Below are 21891 nucleotides of genomic sequence, written 5' to 3' on the forward strand. Positions count from 1 at the left end.
CCTCGCTTGAATGAGCCTCTTAATTAATCGGTATACCAAGTTATTTTCTCAACATCCGTTTCTACATCTTTGGCTTTATAGTCGATATCAAAATGAGTGAATTCAAAGTTTCCGGACTCATCTGGATATAATTCATCAGGATATACGTAAACGCCATTTGTTAATAACTCATGTCCATCCTTAGTTTGAAGTCTATACTTAACCATGATGGAATTAACAGGGATGGTTGCCACACTCTTAACCTTCCCTTTAACTACAAGATTACCTTGATCATCACTAGTGGTTTTTATGGATACTAATTCAACCGCATCATTTTCATTTACTTGCTGTTCTTTCGTAGCAGAGGTCATAGCTTGCTCGATTCTTTTTTGCTGGGCCGTTTCAAAACTCACCTGCTCCTTATCAATCGTTGTCTGTAAACTTGTTAATTTCTCTGACTTAGGAGCATATTTTAAGCCATCCTCAACAATTAATTTCGCATCATTAAATTGTTTTTTATTTAATTGCTCATTGGCCCTTGTGTACGTATAATTAATTATTTGGTCTCTAATATCTTTTGTAATTGGTTCAGCTTCCTCAGTGTCGATAGAAGCAGCGTCCCAAAGTAATATTTTTAATTGATCAATATTCGGTTCCTTTTTTAAAGATTCTGTTACTTGCTTTAATTTAACAGCATTTCGATTAGCTGCAATCTCGTCAATTAATTGGTTTATCGCAGGCCCATCAAAGTCTTTTAGCGTGTTTTCTGTATTATTGATAAGATCGAGCGCTGCCTGATATTTTTTTTCTTTAAGAAACTGCGTTGACTCTTCTAATGAAGCTCTTATAGATAACGCATGATCCATAAATTCAAGTGAATGCTGTGCTTGATTAAAATTATGCTTATAGTCAATCGCTTTCTGAAAGAGCTCTTTAGCTTCTTGATATTCTGCATTTAGAACCTTCTCTTCACCCTTATTGTATAAGTCCTTTGCTTTAGCAGTTCGAATTTCTAACGTAACATAGAGTAAGACGATAGAAAGCAATACACAGCCTGTGACAATCGCTGGTAGCTTCCAAAATTGCTTGCCTACTTTCTTTTTCACCCGGTTAAACCTATCTTCTGGTAGTTTCTTGCCACATTTAATACAATAGCTCTCATCTTCTTTAATTGATGTACCACAGTACGGACAATGGAGCATTTAAATCACCTGCTTTTATATGAAACAGCTTCTGTTTTCATTTAATTAGTAATAGCATTATTTTATCATATTTTGACTTTTCTTAGGTAATAGAAATTGGTATGATAAAGTGGAAGTATTCCAATAATAAGATTAACTAAGTTATGTTACATAGGAGCTTTTTGGAGGAGGTGCGGTACATATGGAAATCGATATGGGAGCTGTCTTCGGTATTATTTGTTTTGTTATTATTCTGTTAAATATTGGTTACTGTATCTTTGATGCAGAAAAATAAGTAATTAATGGAAACTTCAAAAAAGATCAGACGAATCGTCTGATCTTTTCCCATACACTACGTTATATTATTATTTATCTGGTTAAGGACCATTGATCGAAAGGGAAAATGATAAATTCAGAGCGGCCTATAATTTCATTTTCTTCGATTAATCCCAAGCCATTTCGGCTATCCTTACTTATTGCTCTATTGTCTCCCATAACAAAATAGTTTCCTTCAGGTATTTCCACTGGTCCATAATTACCTGACTGACGTTGTGCTTCTTCATTTAAAAAATTTTGTTCGTATTTATCACCATTAATATAAAGGTTACTTCCATTAATTTCGATTGTCTCGCCAGGAAGTCCAATAATACGTTTCACATAATTTTTTAATGGTCTTTCGATAATAACAATGTCCCCGCGTTCTGGTTCATCAAGAATATAGATTATTTTATTAAAGATTACTCTTTCACCGTTTTGGAGAGTGGGGTCCATGCTTTCACCTTCAACAATAGACGTTGCAAAAATAAACGTTCTTAAAAAGAAAGCAATTAAAATTGCAATAATGATTGCCTTAACCCATTCCAACCATTCATTTTTCTTTTTTGTTTCTGCCACCGAAGACATCCTTTCCAGAAAACATTACACTTATTATAGTAGCATAGTGGACAAAACTAAGCGAGTAAGAGAATCTCTACAAATAAAATAGCTTGTGTTATATAGCAAGAAAAACTTGTCAAATTCTGTAATGCTATGCTACAGTAAAATAAACCAAAAGGAGGAGGTATCACTGCGATCATAATGAGTACAACAGACAATCTTCTTAAAAGAATTGAATTTCTGCGTAATAAAATGACGGAGGTTGCATTGGAAAAAGGGTTTACCAATCTTGAATCAGTTGCGCTTAGTCAAGAATTGGATAGGCTCTTAAATCTTTATGAGAGCATGAAACACCCTGATGCACATGAAAAATAGAAATTATAATGATGTAATTATAGGAACGGTTTATAAATACGTCTGAATAAAATCCTCCAATCTATCCAGTCCTTTTTGTAAGGTCTTTAATTGATATGCATAGGAAATGCGCATATATCCTTCTCCTAGTTTAGAAAAGCTATTACCTGGTACTAGCGCAACCTTACCTTTTCTTACTAGGTCCAATCCTAATTGGAATGAGCTTATTTCTTTTATCGGAAATTTTGGGAAGAAATAAAATGCTCCTTCAGGCCTCTGGACACTAAGCCCCATGTTGTTCAATCTCTCTTGTACATAATCTCTTCGCTGCTGATAAGCAGATCGCATTTCGCTTGAATCGTCTATTCCATATGTTAAAGCCTCTAATGCAGCATACTGGCTAATGGAAGAAGCGCAGGAGACATTATATTGATGAACCTTTAGCATCTCCGAAGCGATCCAATCGGGTGCTAATACGTAACCAATTCGAAACCCAGTCATGGAGTGGGATTTTGATAACCCATTAATAACAATGGTTTTATCTCTTATCTCGGAAAATCTAGCTATGGAAATATGTTGGCTGTCATATACTAATTCACTATATATTTCGTCTGCTAATACAAACAGTTCTTTATCTTTCAGTATGGAGACAAGTTGTTGCAATTCTTCTGTTGAGAATGAAGCCCCAGTTGGATTAGAAGGATAGGGCAAAACAATACATTTTGTTTTTTTTGTTATATGCTTAACAAGCATATCTTTAGTAACTTTAAAGCCTGTTTTAGTTGTATCCATATAAACCGGACTTGCTCCAGCTAAGCGGATTAACGGTTCATATCCAGGGTAAATTGGTCCAGGGAGTAATACCTCATCTCCTGGATTCAATATGGTACGAAAAGCAATATCAATCGCCTGAGATGCACCTGTTGTAACAATGACTTCATTTTCAGGATTATAGCTAATCGCGTACTGCTTTTGATTAAACACAGCTATGGCTCGACGAAGTTCAATAATACCTGCATTATGTGTATAGGTTGTTTTGTTTTTATGTAAGGAATTTACCGCTGCCTCCTTAACGTGATCGGGTGTATGGAAATCTGGTTGTCCAATGGTTAACGATACAATATCTTTTTCATCTGCTACCATATTAAAAAATTTACGAATCCCTGATATTTCTATTTCTTTTACATTTTTATTAAGTAGATGTTGCATAAAATTACCTCCAAGGTGAATTAATTAAATTGTTAAAAAATATTTAAAAATTTGTGATCTAGTTTACAAGAATTTACGGTATACTCTTGTTGACAGTATAAAAGGAGTGTATCACATGCGACCAAAAACGTTAAATTTTGAGCAGTTAGTTAAACAAAATAAACAAGAATTACTAGACGATAAGAAAAGCATTTCTCAGATAGAAACTAGATTAGAAATGAAACAGATGAAATTAGTCCAAAACAAGAGGAAAAAAGCTTGATCTCTATTATGTCTAGGTAAAAGAGACTGAGACAAAAGAATGAAGAGAAATAATTAAAAACGAACGATAAGGTACCGACCCCCTGAAGTTAGAGTAAAAAATCTAATTTCAGGGGGCGTTTTTGTGGCTAAATAGCGGAAAGAGCGTATATTTTCACGGTGCGGCGATGATTCTCCTATTGATCATATGATTATTCGTATTTTGAGTAAAGAAGTTGTGTTTTGTCCCAGCCTCTTTTATGATGTACCAGTTTTTCGTAAAAGGTTGACCGCCTTAGGTTGGTTATTTAACTGAATAAAAAGAACAGCCCCCAAAATACAAGCCATCCCAATCGATTGGATGATAGAAAACGTCTCTTGAAATATTAATATACCTATCAATGTAGCTACAACTGGCTCAACTGTTGATAAAATAGATGCTTTGGAAGCTTCTGTGTGGTTAAGTCCATGTGTATAAATAATATAAGCGAAAGCAGTAGGTAAAAAGCCTAATCCAAGTGTGTAGAAAATCACCTCGGGGTACATGAGTAATTCCCATTTTTCCTTGTAAGGAAATAGAGGTGATAATGCAATTGCAGCTATGATGAACGTATAAGTAGTTATGCTGAGACTAGAGTATTTTCGAAGTGCAAACTTGCTAAATATACTATATAAGGAGTAGCCAAATCCAGCACCTAAACCAAAAATAATTGCACTTAGAGATACAGCATTTAGATTAAATGGTATGACTTCTACTACGAGACAAGTTCCAATTAATGTCGTTAGAAGAGCCATAAGCTTCCCTTTCGTAATGGGCTCTTTGAAAAATAAAAAGGATAATATCATTACAAATGCAGGGGCGGTGTATAATAATGCTGTAGCCACAGGAATGGTACTTAATTCAATCGCTGTAAATAGGCAAAAATTAAAGAAAGTAATGCTTAAAATACCAGTTCCAAGGAAATACCTTATATCTTTCAAGGATTTAAGCTTTAGTTTGTTTCGGAAAAAAAATAATAAGTAAAGAAAGAGCAATAGGGCTGTTGACCATGCTCGTAAAATTACTACCTCCATAGGTGTGAAGCCAAACGAATAGAGGTTTTTAACATACCAACTGATTGTCCCCCATAAAGCAGCACCAGTGATAATATATAAATATGCTTTTTTCAAATACAAATCACCCCTCTATAGTTGTCAATTTAGCCCATTATATCAAATTTAATAAATGTTCTGTGAGAATTTTGTGTAGAAGGTAATTTCTTAGGGATGAATAAGGATGTATAGTTAAAAGAAGAGTAGGATAGAATGCTACTAATCTATGGAAAGAAGAAAGGGACGATACAATGTTCATCCTTTATATAGAGTATGATATGCATCGATTGCAATCAATAATAGGGGAGGGTAGCTATTTGTTACTATTCCTGATCGTTCTAGGAATAGGAATTTTATATCGTTTCGTAAACATATTTATTCAGTGGAATATGCGGAAACGTACATATATGCTTCTGTCGTACATCGGAATTAGTTTAGGTGTTTTTACAGTATGTTTTAGTATTCTTATGACTACAGGTACATTAGACAAATCTACATATGCATATTTATCACTACTGTTACGAGCGTTATCCATTTTTGGTATTGTGCTAATCTTGTTCTCGGCAGGAAAACGATTATTTTCACATAAATAAAGCAGTAGAGGATTGCCGCTACTACTTGAAAAGGGTGTATAAAGCGTATAACTGACTTGTATTTGTATGTAATAGGATATTATGAGGCTAAATATTATTTCTAATTTCGGTGTGATTTACTTGGCGGCCATTCCATTTTACCCAATGAAGAAGGAGTGAAATATGTAGAAGCAGAAGAGTGTTTCTTTTCATAGTTTCTTTTCTTATTTTCCGGCTTCCAATTAATATAACGATAAATGACTTTTTTCGCTTGTGATAATGACATTTTCGCTTGAGGGTTCCGATAATTTTCGTCTAATGATCCAAGGTGCTCTAAATTCTTAAAGTCTTTTTTGGTTGGCGGAATATGGAAATAATAGTTAGCTACTTTAACAAGAAGCGTTGAATGTTGATTACTAAATTTAGGCTGTTTAGAAAAATGAAGTCCGACTTTATTAGCTCGTTTTTCAGAGAGTAAGCGACTTATAGTTTCTTTTTTTATATCGTAGAGGTGTTTCGGGTCAGGAGCTGTTTTAGCATGCCGATTAATCGTATAAAGTGCTTTTGCAAGTTCTTCTAGTTGTTGTTTGTTTGTCATAGTTAGGCTCCTCCTTTGCTCCCGTTCTTAAATAGCTTGTCTATATCCTATCGCAAAGCATATCTTGTTGCAAGAGTGATAGCTAATCATTTAACAACAGAAACGAGCAGAACTTATCTGCTCGTTATTACGTTATTTCAAATCTTGAATCGTTGGAACGATTTTTTTCACTTCATCTGGCTTTCTTCCATCAAATCGATAAATAAAGTCACCATCTGGAGAAATGATGTAGAAATAAACGCTATGCATGACCTGATCAGAGTCTGCTGGTATTTCTAGAGGTGCTTTAAATGATTTAATAGAAAACTCTTTGATTTTGTCAAATTCATAACCGGTTAGGAAATCCCAGTTATCAAAAGATGCACCCCTGGACTCTCCAAATTCCTTTAATTTTTCTGGCGTATCATTATCTGGATCTACACTGAACGAAACAAGACGAACATCATCTAAGCCAGCTTCTTTTAGTTGGGTTTGTAGATTAGCCATATTGGATGTCATTGGGGGACAAACCGTCTCACAATTTGTGAAAATAAAATCCGCAATCCAAAAGTCACCATCTAACTCACTTTTGGAGACATTTTCACCATCTTGGTTCGTGAATGAAAAGTCCTTTACTTCAACAGAGTAGTCGCCTTGATATTTATTTCCGCAAGCAGCTAATAATAATAATAAAAACACTAAGGGTAAAATGAATTTACACGTTGTCCGCATATGTAAAACCTCCATACGTGTTTGAAATCCCATTAAGTGTAGCATGGAAAGCCCTAAAATACCATGTATAAATTGTTAACAAAATACTGAAATAGTGATAGTGTGTGTTTTATTAGGTATTTTGTTTCTGCGCTAACATATAATTAGTTGACATTAATAAATAGCCTGAAGGTTAACTATGATGTTCAAGGGTATAGAGGTGAATCTCTGGTTTACATAAAAATCGATAGGGCAGTCTAGTAGTTCCGATTCCGCTATTTACAAATAATAAAAGCTTATCATCATTTAACGAATATTTTCCTTGCACATATTTTTCAGCATATGCAGGTGTATAGAGGTGACCAATAAATGGCAATCTTACTTGTCCACCATGACTATGCCCAGATAATTGGACATCTACAGGGTAATTCACGGCTTGATCAGCAAAATCAGGTTCATGAGCAAGTAATATGGTAAAAAGTTCAGGATTAGCTTCAGTAAGTGTTGATTGTAAGTCTGGTTTGCCAAGCATAACATCATCAATCCCTGCTAGTGTCAATTGCGCTCCGTTAACGTCGATTGTTGTGTGATTGTTTTGTAAAAGATGAAAACCAGCATTTTCCATTACTTTCATCACTATCTCTGTCCCATATCCCCCATGGTCATGGTTTCCGTAGATCCAATATTTTCCTTTAGGAGCGGTTAATTTACTTAAAATATTTACAATTTTATCATCCCATTGAAAGGTGTGGGGCTCATCCACAAGGTCACCAGTAAATACTATTAAATCAGGTTCTAGTCCATTGATTTTGAGAACAAGTTCATGGAGTTGTTCTAATGTGTAATGAAATCCAATATGAGTATCTGAAAATTGAATGATTTTAAAATCCTGAAATGCAGGGTTTATTTTTTTAGATGAGATTCTGTTTTTATTTATGTGAAGAAGTATAGGCTCAATTTCTTTTGCATAATAGTATGTTCCGCCGCTTAGCCCTAGTAACGCAAGGAAACTACCAAGCGCTTTTTTTAAAAATGATCTTCTGTTCATTGGTTACAAACCTTTCTCGACATGCATTAGAACAAAATTATAACACGAATAGTGAAAAATTGAATTAGCCACACTTTTTATCGGAATAGTCAGTTAATTACTTGACATTTGATTCATAAGAACATACGATAAAATGGATAGGTATTAAACCGTTTAAATAATGAAAAACGAGCTACTGTATTTGTTTTAGGAACTGTTGTTATTGGGAGGAGAGCATATTCACATAGAAAGAAGTGTCCGCCAAAATAAGGCAGACACTCCTAATCTCGGTAGCGTTTAAGGACAGGAATCACAATCTTCTTGAAAGGGTGTATGAAGACCTTCCATTTGAATGGTGCAATGCGATATATGAAACTGGTCTTTTAATACCTGATTTGCTTGTTTAAGTAAGTCATCACGATGGATAGAATCATCAACAACTACATGACAACTCAACGCTGGAAACTCAGAGGTAATTGACCAAACATGTAAATCATGCACATCTTTTATTCCTTGTAACTTTAATAATGCTGTTTTAATTTCTTTTACATCTATATGCACGGGCTTTCCTTCCATTAATATATGGATAGATTCCTTGGTCACTCTGAAACCTGAAATTAAGATTAAAATGGCGACGATTACACTAGCTATTGGATCGGCAATATTCCAACCGAAAAGCAGTATGAGTATACCTGCTACGATGGCTCCAACTGAACCTAAGAGATCACCTAAAACATGAAGTAATGCACTTTTAATGTTAAGGTTATCTTCTGAGTCTCCGCGCATCAGCATCCAAGCTACAATGATATTAACGATAAACCCAATTACGGCAATAATCATCATATTGGCACTGACATTTGGCGGATCCATAAAACGATGAAAAGCTTCATAGAAAATATAGAGGGAAATAAGCACCAATGTTATGCCATTAATAAACGCTGCGATGATTTCAAATCTACGATAACCATATGTTTTTGAAGTAGTCGCTTGTCGCTCGCCAATTTTAAATGCTAAAAGACTTAATCCTAATGCAGCTGCATCACTCAACATATGTCCAGCATCTGATAGTAAAGCAAGACTATTTGTTAGCAAACCTCCAACTGCTTCAATTATCATAAACGCCGTAATCATGATGAAGCTCCAGAATAGTACCCTCTTGTTACTTGTATGATGATGGTGACCATGGTGATGGTCATGATCATGTCCCATAATCAAGCCTCCTATCGTGTATGTTTACTGTGCTCAATAGTTTGTTCTAATAAATTCATAACGTGATAATCATCGGGAGAATAATAATACATGGTCTTTTCTCGTCGGTTTTTAACTAGTCTTAGCTGTTTAAGATACTTTAACTGATGTGAAATGGTAGATTGATTCATTTTTAGGCAATCTGCGATCTCACTGACAGAACACTCTTTATGGAAGAGTAAATGTAAGATTTTAATACGAGTTGGATCAGATAAAGCTTTAAACGTTTGTGAAACAGCATCGATTAATTGTTCATCAATTGGATTATAATCCATTTTTTCTCTCTCCAATACTATATGATCATATGTTCATATTATAACTTTTATAAGTTGCTTTTGCAAACCAAAATTAGCTTGTTTCGTTTTTCTTATTTCTACACTATGGTAAAATATAGAATGTAGTTTGGTGGGTTAATAAAATGGATACGAAACTGTACCTTCTATGAAAGTATGATAAGGGGTGATGTGATGAGTATGTTGCAAGATAAGCAATTAACTGATCTATCTGTTGGTGATGTGATGATTTCTTCCGAGAAGGTTGCACATGTACAAGTAAATAATCCATTAGAGCATGCTTTGCTTGTATTGGTAAAGTCTGGATATTCCGCAGTTCCGGTTCTTGATGCATCTTATAAATTAATTGGAACAATAGCTAAAACCAATATATTAAATCAAATATTAGGGCTTGAACGTTTTGAGTTTGAGCGGCTTTCTGACATCCTTGTTAAGGATGTTTTAAATGAAGAAATACCTTGCTTATCAAAAGAAGATTCGTTACTTAAAGGCTTAAATACAGTTATTAACCATCCTTTTGTCTGTGTGGCTGATAGTGATGGATATTTTGATGGGATTCTAACAAGAAGAGCCATTTTAAAGCAAGTTAAAAAAGACATTTATACACAAAAATCATGAGAAGATGCTGGGACGAAACTAAAATAGTTAACCCCCAAAAACGGAACAATAAAAATTTAAGTGTTTATACGAAACGCAGGCAAAATAAGTAGACTCCTTGAAAAAGCGAAGTATTTTGCTAGAGCGATGATACCAAAATAATCCGAACTGATTCGTTCGGGTTATTTTTTGAAGAAATACTTTTGCTTTAGTCTCTTTCATTGCTTTAATGAACAGGGATAATCTAGATAAGATTATTTGTAAAAGCCTCTTTAGGAATTTACATAATGGATAATAATTGCGACGAAAAAAGCTATCTGCTAAATTAAAAGATAGTACATAAATAGGAGGATACGAAATAATGAATATGATGGATGCAAATGAAATTATAAGCTTTATCTCAAACAGCAAAAAAAGTACACCAGTGAAAGTATATATAAAGGGTAATGATTTAAGTCAATTAGAATTAGATAAATCGATTCAATCGTTTTTGGAGAGTAAAAGTGGTGTCTTATTTGGAGAATGGGAAACAATCAAGAGCCTATTAGAGAATAATAAAGATGTTATAGAGGATTATGTGCTGGAAAATGATCGCAGAAATTCGGCAATTCCATTACTAGATTTAAAAGGAATTAATGCTCGTATTGAACCAGGTGCTGTAATTCGTGATCAAGTAGAAATTGGTGACGGTTGTGTCATTATGATGGGAGCAATGATAAATATCGGTTCTGTTATTGGCGCAGGAACGATGATTGATATGAACGCTGTGCTGGGTGGGCGTGCGACAGTTGGTAAGAATTGTCATATTGGCGCAGGAACCGTTCTTGCTGGGGTTATTGAACCACCATCTGCAAAACCGGTTGTCGTAGAAGATGATGTGGTAATTGGAGCAAATGTAGTTGTGTTGGAAGGTGTTACGATAGGGAAAGGAGCAATCGTTGCAGCTGGAGCAATTGTTACAAAGGATGTTGCGCCAAACACATTGGTTGCTGGCACGCCTGCAAAAGTATTAAAAGAAATCGATGAGAATACAAAATCAAAGACAGAGATCAAACAAGAGCTACGGAAATTAAATGACTAAGTAGGGAATAAATATGCTAGAACTAAAAGAGATTAGAAGAGATCTACATCAGATACCCGAACTAGGATTTCAAGAAATAAAAACACAGCAATACTTGCTTGAAAAAATTAAAGATTTCCAGACTGATCGAGTGTCTATTCAATTATGGAAAACAGGTATACTTGTATTTGTAGCGGGATTAGCTCCGGAGAAAACCATAGGTTTTCGAGCTGATATGGATGGATTACCAATTATGGAAAAGACCAATTTAGCGTTTTCTTCCTTGCATCAAGGAAAGATGCATGCTTGTGGTCATGATTTTCATATGACCATTGGACTTGGAGCATTACAGCACATGATTGAAAATCCGATTAAGGATAATTGTTTATTTATATTCCAGCCTGCCGAAGAAGGACCTGGTGGTGCACTTCCATTAATGCAGTCTGAACAATTTAATGATTGGCGTCCAGATGTAATCTTTGCTTTGCATATTGCTCCAGAACTACCAGTAGGTACAGTATCTAGTAAACCAGGGCTGTTATTTGCTAATACTAGTGAACTTTATTTAGATTTTACTGGCAAAGGTGGACACGCTGCATATCCGCATTTAACAAGGGATATGGCGGTTGCTGCAAGTAGTTTTATCGTGCAGATGCAGCAAATTGTTTCGAGAAACATAAACCCGCTGGAGGGTGCGGTTGTCACTATAGGAAAAATGGAAAGTGGATTTGTTCAGAATGCGATTGCAGAGACAGCAAGGCTGGAGGGAACGATTCGAACCGAACATCCTAATGCTATTCAGACGGTAAAAAATCGACTGGAGAAAATGGCTAAAGGTTTTGAAATGGCCTATGATTGTTCCATTACAATTGATTATGGTGCCAATTATTATCAGGTGTATAATGATCACCAGCTGGTGGAACGTTTTTCCGAAATAATTCAAGCGACTGATCTGAATTATATACAAGCAGATGCCGCAATGACTGGTGAGGATTTTGGGTATATGTTAAAAGATATACCCGGATTTATGTTTTGGCTAGGAGTAGATTCTGAATATGGTCTTCACCACGCACAGTTAAATCCTGATGAGGACGCATTATTTGTGGGAGTAGAAGCTGTTACAAAAACAATTAAGATGCTTTCTTTATAGCTTTTGTATATCTTTCTTATTAGTTGCAAAATCTATATATGAATTAAATATATAGAGGAGGCAATGAAAGTGGCACGTATTGGTGTGGAAGAAACATTAACAGATGTTAAAGAGGCATTAATGGAGATGGGACATGAGGTTGTAGATTTAAAAAATGCAGACGATGCTGCATATTGTGATTGTTGTATTATTTCTGGACAGGATAAGAATTTAATGGGTGTGACGGATACACAAATTGCTGGTGCTGTAATTAATGCTCAAGGATTCAGTGCAAATGATGTTTGCCAAATGGTAAATCATAAATTAGATTAATTTTTCTCTTAAATATTCTTATTTTCAACGAACCATTTTATCCAACTATTCATATATAGGTATGGGTAGACGGTTGAATTTAAGGATACTTTAGGAGGTAGTAGCATGCGTTTACGTGATGAGATGCCGGAATTAAATGGAGCCACTAATTGGTTAAACAGTGATTCGATTACCAAGGAAGATTTAATCGGCTCAAAACCAACATTCATCCATTTTTGGTCTGTCAGTTGTCATCTATGTAAAAAAGCCATTCCTAGAATTAATCAATTACGAGATACTTATCAAGGGAATTTACAGGTTATTTCAGTTCATATACCACGTTCTATAAGTGATAAGAACATGAAGAAAATCAAACTAGTTGTAGCTAATTATGGTATGCATGAACCGATTATTGTAGATAACAATGATGAGATAACAGATGCATTTGGATTGAATTATGTTCCGTCGTTTTATCTATTTGATAAATCAGGAATACTACGTTTTGTACAAAAGGGAAAAAGTAATACCAATATGCTTGAACAGCGAATCCAGCGATTGGTACATGCTGAAAATAACTAACAATAGGCCTCTGCAACGAAGCAGAGGTTTTTGTTTGGGAAAAAATATTATATATAAGAACGATTGTTCGTTTATGCTATAAAGGTAATAAGATAAAAGTTTGATCATGTAACTATTCATGTTTTATATTTTAATAGGTCAAGCCATTGAATGAAGGGTTCATACACATTCATAATTCTTAAAAATAATAACTTGAAAAAAATTTAAAAAATTGAGTTAAAAGAGTGGATATTTATTTCGGAACCCGTTATATTAGTAATTACGGAAATTCATCTAAAGGAGGGAAACACTTGGACACATTTAAAAAGCTAAAGCAATTCTTTTGGCCGTACAAGAAATATTTAATGCTGTCATTATTCTTCTTATTCTTTGTTACAGTCATTACCGTTGTGTATCCAATTATATTGCAACAGACGATTGATAACGTCGTTTTGGCTGATCAGTATGAATTGATACCGTATATTTCAGGAGCATTTTTATTGTTAATGATATTTAAGGGGTTTGCTACGTTTTATCATCAATATTTAGGAGATTTATTTGGGATTATAGCTGTATATAAATTACGTGACGCACTATACGATAAACTACAAAGGCTCTCTTTTAAATACTATGACAATGCAAAAACAGGTGACATCATGTCACGATTAACCGCTGATGTAGAAGGATTTCGTTTTTTCCTATCATTTGGTTTTTCTGAATTACTGCGCATCATTTTACTGATCGGTATTAGTTTAGGAGTAATGTTTTATTTTTCAGTGCCGCTAGCCTTGGTTACGATGGCAGCAATGCCTTTTCTTGGAATCGTTGTGTATCAGTTCGATAAACGGGTTCATCCAGCATTTCGGAAAATTCGTAAGTCGTTTGGAAAGTTAAATACAAGAGTGCAGGAAAATATTAGTGGGATGAATACAGTAAAATCTTTATCCAGAGAGGATTTTGAAATAGGGAGATTTTCTGTAAGCAATGATGATTACCGACAAAACTATTTAAAAACATCTTTCATATGGTCTAAATATTTTCCTTTAATGGAATTTATAGGTAACTTTTGTGCCGTGGCTTTACTGGCATTTGGAGGTTACCTAGTAATTAACGGCAATTTATCTATTGGTGAACTCGTCGCATTCTTTAGCCTGGTTTGGTACATTATGGGTCCGCTAATGAATCTGGGTTTTGTTGTCAATCAATTTTCTCAAGCAAAAGCTTCTGCTGAACGATTGCTAGAAATACTTGAAGCTAAAGAGGATATAGAGGAAAGTGAAACAGCTATCGATCAGCCTATTAAAGGCCATGTAACGTTTAATAATGTGACATTAACCTATTCTGAAAACGATGATTCTGCCCTAAAAGACATTTCATTTGATGCCCCACCAGGGAAAGTAGTTGGCTTAATTGGGTCAACTGGTTCAGGAAAAACAAGTATTACTCAATTAATAACAAGATTCTATGAGCCTGAAAAAGGTGAGGTTCTAGTTGATGGGAGAGCTGTTTCCGACTACCGCATTAAAACCTTACGTCAAGCAATTGGATTTGTATTGCAGGAGCCGTTTCTGTTTTCAACAACAATAAGAGAGAATATTGCATACGGAAACCCAAATGTTTCAGAAGAACAGATTATAGATGCAGCCATGCGAGCACAAGCACATGATTTTATTATGAAGATGCCAAATGGATATGAGACGATGCTTGGGGAGCGAGGAATGGGGCTATCTGGTGGTCAGAAACAACGAATTGCCATTGCCAGAGCAATCTGTATTAATCCAAGTATTCTCGTGTTAGATGATGCAACTTCTGCTGTAGACATGGAGACGGAATTTAAAATACAAAAGGCACTTAAAGAAGTAATGAAAGGTAGAACCTCGTTTATCATTGCCCATCGAATATCATCCTTAAAGCACGCGGATGAAATCATTGTTTTAGAGGATGGTGAGGTTGTAGAGCGAGGTACACATGATTTTCTGTTACAAAATCAGGGAGCTTACCAGCGTATTTATGAGATTCAATATCAGGATCGTGAAGAGATCATGAATAGACAACATGCATAAGGAGGGAAACTATGGCGCAACAAAGAGAGGAAAAAGAGAGTAGACATTTGCAACGATTTTACTATACACAGGATCAAGCTATTGAAAAACCTTTTAACTGGAAGCAAATGTGGAGATTACTTATTTATTTAAAGCCTTATTCGAGAACATACTTACCTGCAGCAATTATTGCAATGCTAGTTTCAACAGCTGTAAGACTTATTGTCCCCATCTTAATTGGTAAAGTAGCGATTGATGTAGCAATTGACGAAGGGAATATTTCGCTTCTTACCTATTTAGTTATTGGTATAGGTATCCTTTACTTACTCAGTTATGTTGGTAACGTCTATCGAATTAAGTGGATAAATATTCTAGGGCAGAACGTCATTTATGATATTCGACAGCATTTGTTTTCTCATGTACAACATCTATCTCATCGTTTTTTTGATTCTAGATCTGCGGGATCTATTTTAGTACGGATTATGAACGATATTAATTCACTTCAAGAATTATTTACGAATGGAATTATAAATTTATTAATGGACGTTGTTACACTTGTTGGTATCATCGTCATCTTATTCGTATTAAGTCCGAAGTTGGCGCTTGCAATCATGATCATCCTGCCAGTAATGTTTTACCTTACAACAAAGCTTAGAAGAACTATTCGTAGATCTTGGCAATCCGTACGTATTCAACAGTCTCGCATGAATTCCCATTTGAATGAAGGACTTCAAGGTATGCGGATTACCCAGTCATTCTCACAGGAAAAAGAAAACGGGGAATATTTCCATGGAGTAAACTCAGATAATTATAAAAGCTGGAGAGAAGCTACGAGGAAAAGCGCGATGTTTCGTCCATTTGTAGAGATGAGTAATGCAATTGGTACGATCATTCTTATTTCATATGGTGCCTATCTAATTCTTTTAGGTGTGGAGAATGGTGGGATAGAAATAGGAGACTTTGTATCTTTTGCCTTCTTTATTGGCATGTTTTGGGACCCAATTTCTCGACTCGGGCAAATGTATAATCAAATGCTAATGGCAATGGCCGCCTCAGAGCGAATTTTTGAATTCCTTGATGAAAAACCAAATGTAAAAGAGGCGGCAGATGCATATGGAATTGATGACATGAACGGGCATATAGAATTTGACAAGGTAGAGTTTTCTTATGATAATGATCGAATTGCTTTACATGAAATTTCTTTTGAGATTAAGCAAGGTCAAACTATTGCGTTAGTTGGACATACGGGGAGCGGCAAGTCGACAATTGCTAACTTAATCAGTAGATTCTACGATCCTACAAAAGGAAAAGTAAAAATTGACGGGCATGATTTAAAGGAAGTAAATCTAAACAGCTTACGGCAAAAAATAAGTGTAGTGTTACAGGATACATTTATATTCTCAGGCACGATTATAGAGAATATTCGATTTGGTAGGCCAGATGCATCTGATGAAGAAGTAAAAGAGGCAGCAAAGGTTGTTGGAGCAGATGATTTTATTCAGCGATTAGCAAATGGTTATGAAACGGAAGTTGAAGAGCGGGGGAATATTTTATCGGCGGGTGAGAGGCAGCTATTATCTTTTGCAAGAGCATTGCTTGCTAATCCAAGTATTTTAATCTTAGATGAAGCCACGGCAAGTATTGATACGGAGACAGAGGTAAAGATACAAGAAGCATTAGGAAGGCTGCTGAAGGGGAGAACTGCAATTATCATTGCACATCGGTTATCAACCATTAGAGAAGCAGATAATATCTTCGTATTAGAACAAGGAAAAATATTAGAAAGTGGAAATCATAGTGAATTAATGCGTAAGCAAGGAGAATACTATGGATTAGTGAAATCACAATTTCAAATGCTTGATGCAATGTGATTAAGAGGCTGAGACAAAAGAATGAAGAAACAATTAAAAACGGACGATAATTAATTAAAAAAATTAATTAGGTACCGACCCCCTGAAGTTAGAGTAAAAAATCTAATTTCAGGGGGGTTTTTGTGGCTAAATATAGTGAAGAATTTAAAGTGAAGGTTGTTACCGAGTATATAGATGGAAATCTTTCATATCGTTCCTTAGCCAAAAAATATCATATGAGTAGCTCTACACCACTATATGAATGGGTGAAAAACTATGAGCGTCACGGTATGGCGGGACTAAAACGAAGAAATACAAAGAAGGAGTATTCTGTTCAATTTAAATTAGATGCGATACAATTTATGCTAGAGACAGGTGCTTCTTATACAGAAACTGCTGTTCAATTTAAGTTGAGCACTTCGTCCATTGTTAAACTCTGGATGAAAAAATTTCGCAAACAAGGTAAGGAAGGCCTGGAATTAAAACAAAAGGGGCGTCCTTCTATGTCTAAAAAACCCATGAAACAGAAGAAGCAGAAAGCAAAAAAGAGAACACGTGAAGAAGAGTTAGAACGTGAGAATGAACTACTAAGGCTAGAGAATGCCTACTTAAAAAAGCTAAAAGCTTTTCGGGAGAATCCGAATGCCTTCTACGAAAAGCACAGGCAAAGGTGGCATTCGAACTCAAAGAAGAAGGATTCCGATTAAAAGATATTTTTCCTATTGTGGGTATTCCTGAAGCAACCTATCACTATCATGTGAAAAATTTTGGAAGAGAAGATTCGGACACAGTATTAAAAGAAATCATTACAGATTTATTTAAAAAGTTCCATGAACGTTATGGCTATAAACGTATTACAGGAGAACTAAAGAAATTAGGATATGTTATCAACCATAAAAAAGTGTATCGCATTATGCGAGAATTGGGATTAAAATGTGTGAAATTTATGCGGAAATCCCGTAAATACAATTCCTATAAGGGGAACGTTGGAAAAGTGGCGAAAAACCGATTGTCTCGCCGTTTTAACACATCTATTCCACTTCAAAAGTTAGTAACAGACATAACGGAATTCAAATGTCTAGGCGAAGAGAAGTTATATTTAAATCCGATTCTTGACCTTTATAACGGAGAAATTATTACGTATGACATCAAAAAACGGCCAACATTAAACCTTGTCATGACCCCTTTAAAAGAATTAATAGAGATACTGAAGAGTCGGGCAATCTACCGCACTACGATCCACTCCGATCAAGGCTGGCATTACCAACACAATCAGTGGGTGCGGACACTAAAAGAAAATAAAATATTCCAAAGTATGTCGCGCAAAGCCACCTGTGCAGACAATGCACCAATGGAGAATTTCTTTGGCATTTTAAAACAAGAAATGTATTATGGTGAAAAATTAGTAAGCTATGAAGAATTAAAAAGTCGGATTGAAGAATATATCTACTGGTATAATCATGAACGAATAAAGGAAAAATTGGCTGGGCTGAGTCCAGTTGAGTACCGAACGCAATCCAGCCAATCAGCTGCATAGTATAAACTCTAACTTTTGGGGGTAACCACCTTATCGTTCGTTTTTTTGATTAGAATCATTCATTTAGCACCTGAAATAAGCGAGACTCTAGCGGGAACCGCACGAGTCCGAAGATCCAACTGGTAACGTGTTTTTCTTTACCAAGTTAGCTGTGGCCGTGTTCGTGGAAAGAGCGTATAGTTTCACGGTGCGGCGATGATACTCCTATTGATAACATGATTATTCGTATTTTGGGTAAAGAAGTTGTGTTTTGTTCCAGCCTCTTTTCAATGGTTTAGAAAACCCCTGCCTATACTGAGTTCTAGAGACCTCCTAGGAAGCAAAAAGCGGCTTCCTGCGGGGTTTTAGGAAGTTGCTTTTTTTGGAGGAGGATAGGGAAGCGTTTGATTCATTTTATACAGGCAGAAATCCCTTTCAGACATCCTTTAAAGTCCAAGATTGTTGTTGACAGAGGCTTACAGTCGCAGCGAAAGCTATCCGTTCACAAAATATTTGTCTCTTTTATTCATATAGAAATATGTGATAAGCTAAGGACAAAGAATAGTGATGGAGGAAACAGGATGAAACGAGAATTTGCGGTAATAGGTCTTGGAAGATTTGGTGGTAGTATTTGTAAAGAGCTTAGCATGGAGGGTATGGAAGTTCTTGCTATTGATAATAATGAGGATCGAGTAAATGAATTTAAAAATATTGCATCACACGCAGTGATTGCTGATTCAACGGATGAAGTGTCGTTGAAAGAATTAGGAGTTAAAAATATAGATCATGTGATTGTGGCAATAGGTGATGATATTCAAGCAAGTATTCTTACGACGGTTATATTGACTGATTTAGGGATTAAAAAAATTACAGTTAAGGCTCAAAATGATTACCATGCAAAAATTTTAAATAAAATTGGTGCTGATCAAGTTGTTCATCCTGAAAGAGATATGGGTAAACGAATAGCGCATAATATTATTTCCAATAATATTTTAGATTATCTAGAATTATCGGATGATCATAGTATTGTCGAAGTTAAAGTAGGAAATAAAATGTTAGACAAAACATTGGCAGATTTAGATATACGAGCCAACTATGGCTGTAACGTTGTCGCAGTAAAACAAGGAAAGGATATAAATGTCTCACCAAGTGCTGATCACGTCTTCACAGAAGGAGATATACTTATCGTTATCGGTGCGGATAAAGATATTTCTCGCTTCGAAAAACATTTAGTCATCGAGGAATAAAGCTAAAAAAAACAAAAAGTCTGGGACGAAAAAATTGTTAGCAATGTAAAACCCAAACTTTATCTGAAATATTTTAGATAAAGTTTGGGTTTTTGTTTTACAGACAGATTGTTCATTCATCGCTCAGTCAGAAGATAAATTTAATCATCTTTATTTAGCGGTTCTACTATTTTACCATTAAACTTCCATAATAATAGGTAACACCATCGGTCTGCGTTTTGTTTTTTCATAAAGAAATGGGGCAATCGTATCTGTTATTTCGTTCTTAATTTCAGACCATTGCGTAGTTTTTCGTTCCATTACTTTATCTAGATGAGAAGCGACTAATTTTTGCGCTTCATTAATGAGATCCTCTGATTCTCTCATATAAACGAATCCTCTAGAGATGATGTCTGGTCCAGCAGAGATTTTAAACTCTTTCATATTTATACTGACAACCACGATTACAAGTCCTTCTTCAGAAAGGATTCGTCGATCTCGTAACACGATATTACCAATATCACCTATGCCGCTTCCATCAACATAAATGGAACCTGAAGGGATTTTTCCAGCTATAATGGCATTATCTTTTCCTAATGCCAATACATCGCCATTATCCATAATAAATGAATTACTTGGCTCTACATCACACGCTTCGGCTAATTTCATATGCTCTTTTAGCATACGGTATTCTCCATGGATAGGCATGAAGTATTTTGGTTTGATAAGGCGAAGCATTAATTTTTGCTCTTCCTGACTACCGTGACCAGAAGTATGAATATTACTTAATTTGCCATGAATAACATCTGCACCAGCTCGGTACAATTTATTAATTGTACGTCCAACACTTATTGTATTTCCAGGGATTGGTGATGAAGAAAATACAACAGTATCACCTGGTATAATTTGAATCTGACGGTGTGTTCCATTGGCAATACGGGAAAGGGCAGCCATAGGTTCACCTTGTGAACCGGTACATAGAATGGTTACTTCTTGAGCTGGAAGACGATTAATTTGATTTGCATCAATAAATGTGTCTTTAGGAGCTTGTATATAACCTAATTCTTGTCCGAGATTAATGGCAGATTCCATACTACGACCGAATACAGCTATTTTACGGTTATTATTAACTGCAGCTTCTACAACCTGTTGAAGTCGATAAATATTTGACGCAAACGTCGCAAATATAACCCTACCATTTACTCTGCTAAAGATATCTTTGATGTTCGCCCCAACCACTTTTTCTGACATGGTAAATCCAGGAACCTCACTGTTCGTACTGTCAGAAAGCAAACAGAGCACACCTTCTTTGCCAATTTCAGCCATCCTAGAAAGATTAGCTGGTTCACCAACAGGTGTAAAGTCAAATTTGAAATCACCAGTATGCACAATGTTACCTGGTGGTGTTTTAACTACGATACCATAAGCATCGGGAATACTGTGAGTAGTAAGGAAAAAGCTAACGGAAGTTTTACGGAATTTAATTATATCGTCTTCTTGTATGGTATTTAATTTAGCGTTTCTTAATAGACCGTGTTCGTCTAATTTGTTACGAATTAATCCGATCGCAAGTTTACCGGCATATATTGGCACATTGATTTCACGAAGAAGATAAGGGATTCCCCCAATATGATCCTCATGACCGTGAGTAATAAATAATCCTTTGATTTTATCCTGGTTTTGCACAAGGTAAGTGTAATCAGGAATTACGTAGTCGATACCTAAAAGTTCATCTTCAGGAAATTTAATTCCAGCATCAATTAATATTATTTCATCCTGGAATTGTACTCCGTACGTATTCTTTCCGATTTCCCCTAGTCCGCCTAATGCAAAAACAGCAGCTTGGTCATTTTTAACGAACTTCATTTCTTATATGTTCTCCACTTTAAAATCATCGGATAATTTTTCGTAATCTAAATGTGCTTCATCCATTTCGTGGATATACTCAATATTATACTTGCGTTCATTTAATTTTTTTCGAACTTGTCTTACAGATTCTCCTTCAACATATACACTCTTCGTACGCTCTCGAACTGGAATTTCTTCTGGCAGTTCTTGATATAAAACTTTGTAAATCATCTCATCTCTCCTTAATTATCATTCTTGTCCATTTCTATTTTTATAACACGTTTATTTACACTAAATTATACCTGATTTGATACATGTTTTTCCTGATTTATCCGATTTCCCGTTTTTGTATTTCCGGCTTTATGGTACCTTTATATTGTTGCGATTGGTACTA

General features: G+C 35.4%; 23 protein-coding genes and 1 pseudogene. 13 read left to right on the plus strand and 11 right to left on the minus strand.

Annotated elements, in window-relative coordinates:
- Positions 1-23: 23 nt before the first annotated feature.
- The gene (locus D9782_RS13705) at positions 24-1181 is read right to left on the minus strand and encodes a zinc-ribbon domain-containing protein (protein ID WP_026680729.1); all 1158 of its coding nucleotides are present in this window, start codon (positions 1179-1181) and stop codon (positions 24-26) included.
- A gap of 348 nt (positions 1182-1529) precedes the next feature.
- Entirely contained in the window at positions 1530-2054 is a 525-nt protein-coding gene (gene lepB, locus D9782_RS13710; RefSeq protein ID WP_026680730.1) for a signal peptidase I, read from the minus strand.
- A gap of 183 nt (positions 2055-2237) precedes the next feature.
- On the opposite strand from lepB, the gene D9782_RS13715 reads away from it, so the two are divergent.
- Positions 2238-2411 carry an aspartyl-phosphate phosphatase Spo0E family protein gene (locus D9782_RS13715; RefSeq protein WP_080668659.1) on the plus strand — a complete coding sequence of 58 codons (174 nt, stop codon included), beginning with the start codon at positions 2238-2240 and terminating at the stop codon, positions 2409-2411.
- A 30-nt stretch (positions 2412-2441) separates the two neighbouring features.
- On the opposite strand, the gene D9782_RS13720 is transcribed toward D9782_RS13715, so the two are convergent.
- Positions 2442-3599 carry an aminotransferase A gene (locus D9782_RS13720; protein WP_026680732.1) on the minus strand — a complete coding sequence of 386 codons (1158 nt, stop codon included), beginning with the start codon at positions 3597-3599 and terminating at the stop codon, positions 2442-2444.
- A gap of 115 nt (positions 3600-3714) precedes the next feature.
- On the opposite strand from D9782_RS13720, the gene D9782_RS13725 reads away from it, so the two are divergent.
- A complete protein-coding gene (locus D9782_RS13725; RefSeq protein WP_080668660.1) occupies positions 3715-3861 on the plus strand; it encodes an FbpB family small basic protein in 147 nt (48 codons plus the stop codon).
- A 236-nt stretch (positions 3862-4097) separates the two neighbouring features.
- On the opposite strand, the gene D9782_RS13730 is transcribed toward D9782_RS13725, so the two are convergent.
- Positions 4098-5009 (minus strand): DMT family transporter, encoded by a 912-nt coding sequence (locus tag D9782_RS13730; RefSeq protein WP_026680733.1) that lies wholly within the window; start codon positions 5007-5009, stop codon positions 4098-4100.
- Positions 5010-5248: 239 nt separating this feature from the next.
- Here D9782_RS13730 and D9782_RS13735 point away from each other — a divergent pair, with 239 nt between their 5' ends.
- Positions 5249-5524, plus strand: a complete 276-nt coding sequence (locus D9782_RS13735; protein ID WP_121605026.1) for a hypothetical protein — start codon at positions 5249-5251, stop codon at positions 5522-5524.
- Positions 5525-5624: 100 nt separating this feature from the next.
- Here D9782_RS13735 and D9782_RS13740 read toward each other — a convergent pair whose 3' ends face one another.
- From D9782_RS13740 to D9782_RS13760, 5 genes are all read right to left on the minus strand, one after another.
- Positions 5625-6101, minus strand: a complete 477-nt coding sequence (locus D9782_RS13740; protein WP_121605027.1) for a YkyB family protein — start codon at positions 6099-6101, stop codon at positions 5625-5627.
- 132 nt (positions 6102-6233) lie between these two features.
- The gene (locus tag D9782_RS13745; RefSeq protein ID WP_226983506.1) at positions 6234-6827 is read right to left on the minus strand and encodes an SCO family protein; all 594 of its coding nucleotides are present in this window, start codon (positions 6825-6827) and stop codon (positions 6234-6236) included.
- Positions 6828-6984: 157 nt separating this feature from the next.
- A complete protein-coding gene (locus D9782_RS13750) occupies positions 6985-7839 on the minus strand; it encodes a metallophosphoesterase (RefSeq protein ID WP_026680737.1) in 855 nt (284 codons plus the stop codon).
- A 276-nt stretch (positions 7840-8115) separates the two neighbouring features.
- Positions 8116-9027, minus strand: coding sequence for a cation diffusion facilitator family transporter (locus D9782_RS13755; RefSeq protein ID WP_026680738.1), 912 nt, complete (start codon positions 9025-9027; stop codon positions 8116-8118).
- Between the two features lie 11 nt (positions 9028-9038).
- The gene (locus D9782_RS13760; RefSeq protein ID WP_026680739.1) at positions 9039-9341 is read right to left on the minus strand and encodes an ArsR/SmtB family transcription factor; all 303 of its coding nucleotides are present in this window, start codon (positions 9339-9341) and stop codon (positions 9039-9041) included.
- Positions 9342-9533: 192 nt separating this feature from the next.
- Between D9782_RS13760 and cbpB the strand changes: the two genes are divergently transcribed.
- The 10 genes and pseudogenes from cbpB (at position 9534) to D9782_RS13810 (ending at position 19670) form a co-directional block, all read left to right on the plus strand.
- Positions 9534-9977 carry a cyclic-di-AMP-binding protein CbpB gene (gene cbpB, locus D9782_RS13765; protein WP_026680740.1) on the plus strand — a complete coding sequence of 148 codons (444 nt, stop codon included), beginning with the start codon at positions 9534-9536 and terminating at the stop codon, positions 9975-9977.
- A gap of 340 nt (positions 9978-10317) precedes the next feature.
- On the plus strand, positions 10318-11037 hold the full coding sequence (dapD, locus tag D9782_RS13770) for a 2,3,4,5-tetrahydropyridine-2,6-dicarboxylate N-acetyltransferase (protein ID WP_026680741.1): 720 nt from the start codon (positions 10318-10320) through the stop codon (positions 11035-11037).
- A 13-nt stretch (positions 11038-11050) separates the two neighbouring features.
- Positions 11051-12166, plus strand: coding sequence for an N-acetyldiaminopimelate deacetylase (locus tag D9782_RS13775; RefSeq protein ID WP_121605028.1), 1116 nt, complete (start codon positions 11051-11053; stop codon positions 12164-12166).
- A gap of 69 nt (positions 12167-12235) precedes the next feature.
- The gene (locus D9782_RS13780; RefSeq protein ID WP_026680743.1) at positions 12236-12478 is read left to right on the plus strand and encodes a YkuS family protein; all 243 of its coding nucleotides are present in this window, start codon (positions 12236-12238) and stop codon (positions 12476-12478) included.
- Between the two features lie 105 nt (positions 12479-12583).
- Positions 12584-13036, plus strand: coding sequence for a TlpA family protein disulfide reductase (locus D9782_RS13785; RefSeq protein ID WP_026680744.1), 453 nt, complete (start codon positions 12584-12586; stop codon positions 13034-13036).
- Between the two features lie 290 nt (positions 13037-13326).
- Positions 13327-15078 (plus strand): ABC transporter ATP-binding protein, encoded by a 1752-nt coding sequence (locus D9782_RS13790; protein WP_121605029.1) that lies wholly within the window; start codon positions 13327-13329, stop codon positions 15076-15078.
- Between the two features lie 11 nt (positions 15079-15089).
- The gene (locus D9782_RS13795) at positions 15090-16928 is read left to right on the plus strand and encodes an ABC transporter ATP-binding protein (protein ID WP_121605030.1); all 1839 of its coding nucleotides are present in this window, start codon (positions 15090-15092) and stop codon (positions 16926-16928) included.
- A gap of 149 nt (positions 16929-17077) precedes the next feature.
- Positions 17078-17614 (plus strand): helix-turn-helix domain-containing protein, encoded by a 537-nt coding sequence (locus D9782_RS13800; RefSeq protein ID WP_240455861.1) that lies wholly within the window; start codon positions 17078-17080, stop codon positions 17612-17614.
- Positions 17572-18444, plus strand: a pseudogene (locus D9782_RS13805) (IS3 family transposase); the annotation flags it as partial. The gene D9782_RS13800 and the pseudogene D9782_RS13805, both read left to right, overlap by 43 nt.
- Before the next feature lie 560 nt (positions 18445-19004).
- Positions 19005-19670: a potassium channel family protein gene (locus D9782_RS13810; protein ID WP_121605887.1), complete on the plus strand. Its 666-nt coding sequence runs from the start codon at positions 19005-19007 to the stop codon at positions 19668-19670.
- Between the two features lie 177 nt (positions 19671-19847).
- Here the strand turns inward: D9782_RS13810 and rnjA are convergent, their stop codons facing one another.
- Positions 19848-21515 carry a ribonuclease J1 gene (rnjA, locus tag D9782_RS13815; RefSeq protein ID WP_026680748.1) on the minus strand — a complete coding sequence of 556 codons (1668 nt, stop codon included), beginning with the start codon at positions 21513-21515 and terminating at the stop codon, positions 19848-19850.
- 3 nt (positions 21516-21518) lie between these two features.
- A complete protein-coding gene (locus tag D9782_RS13820) occupies positions 21519-21728 on the minus strand; it encodes a DNA-dependent RNA polymerase subunit epsilon (RefSeq protein ID WP_026680749.1) in 210 nt (69 codons plus the stop codon).
- Positions 21729-21891: the final 163 nt, after the last annotated feature.

This window comes from Virgibacillus sp. Bac332 (genome assembly GCF_003667785.1).
Lineage (GTDB): Bacteria > Bacillota > Bacilli > Bacillales > Amphibacillaceae > Virgibacillus > Virgibacillus salarius.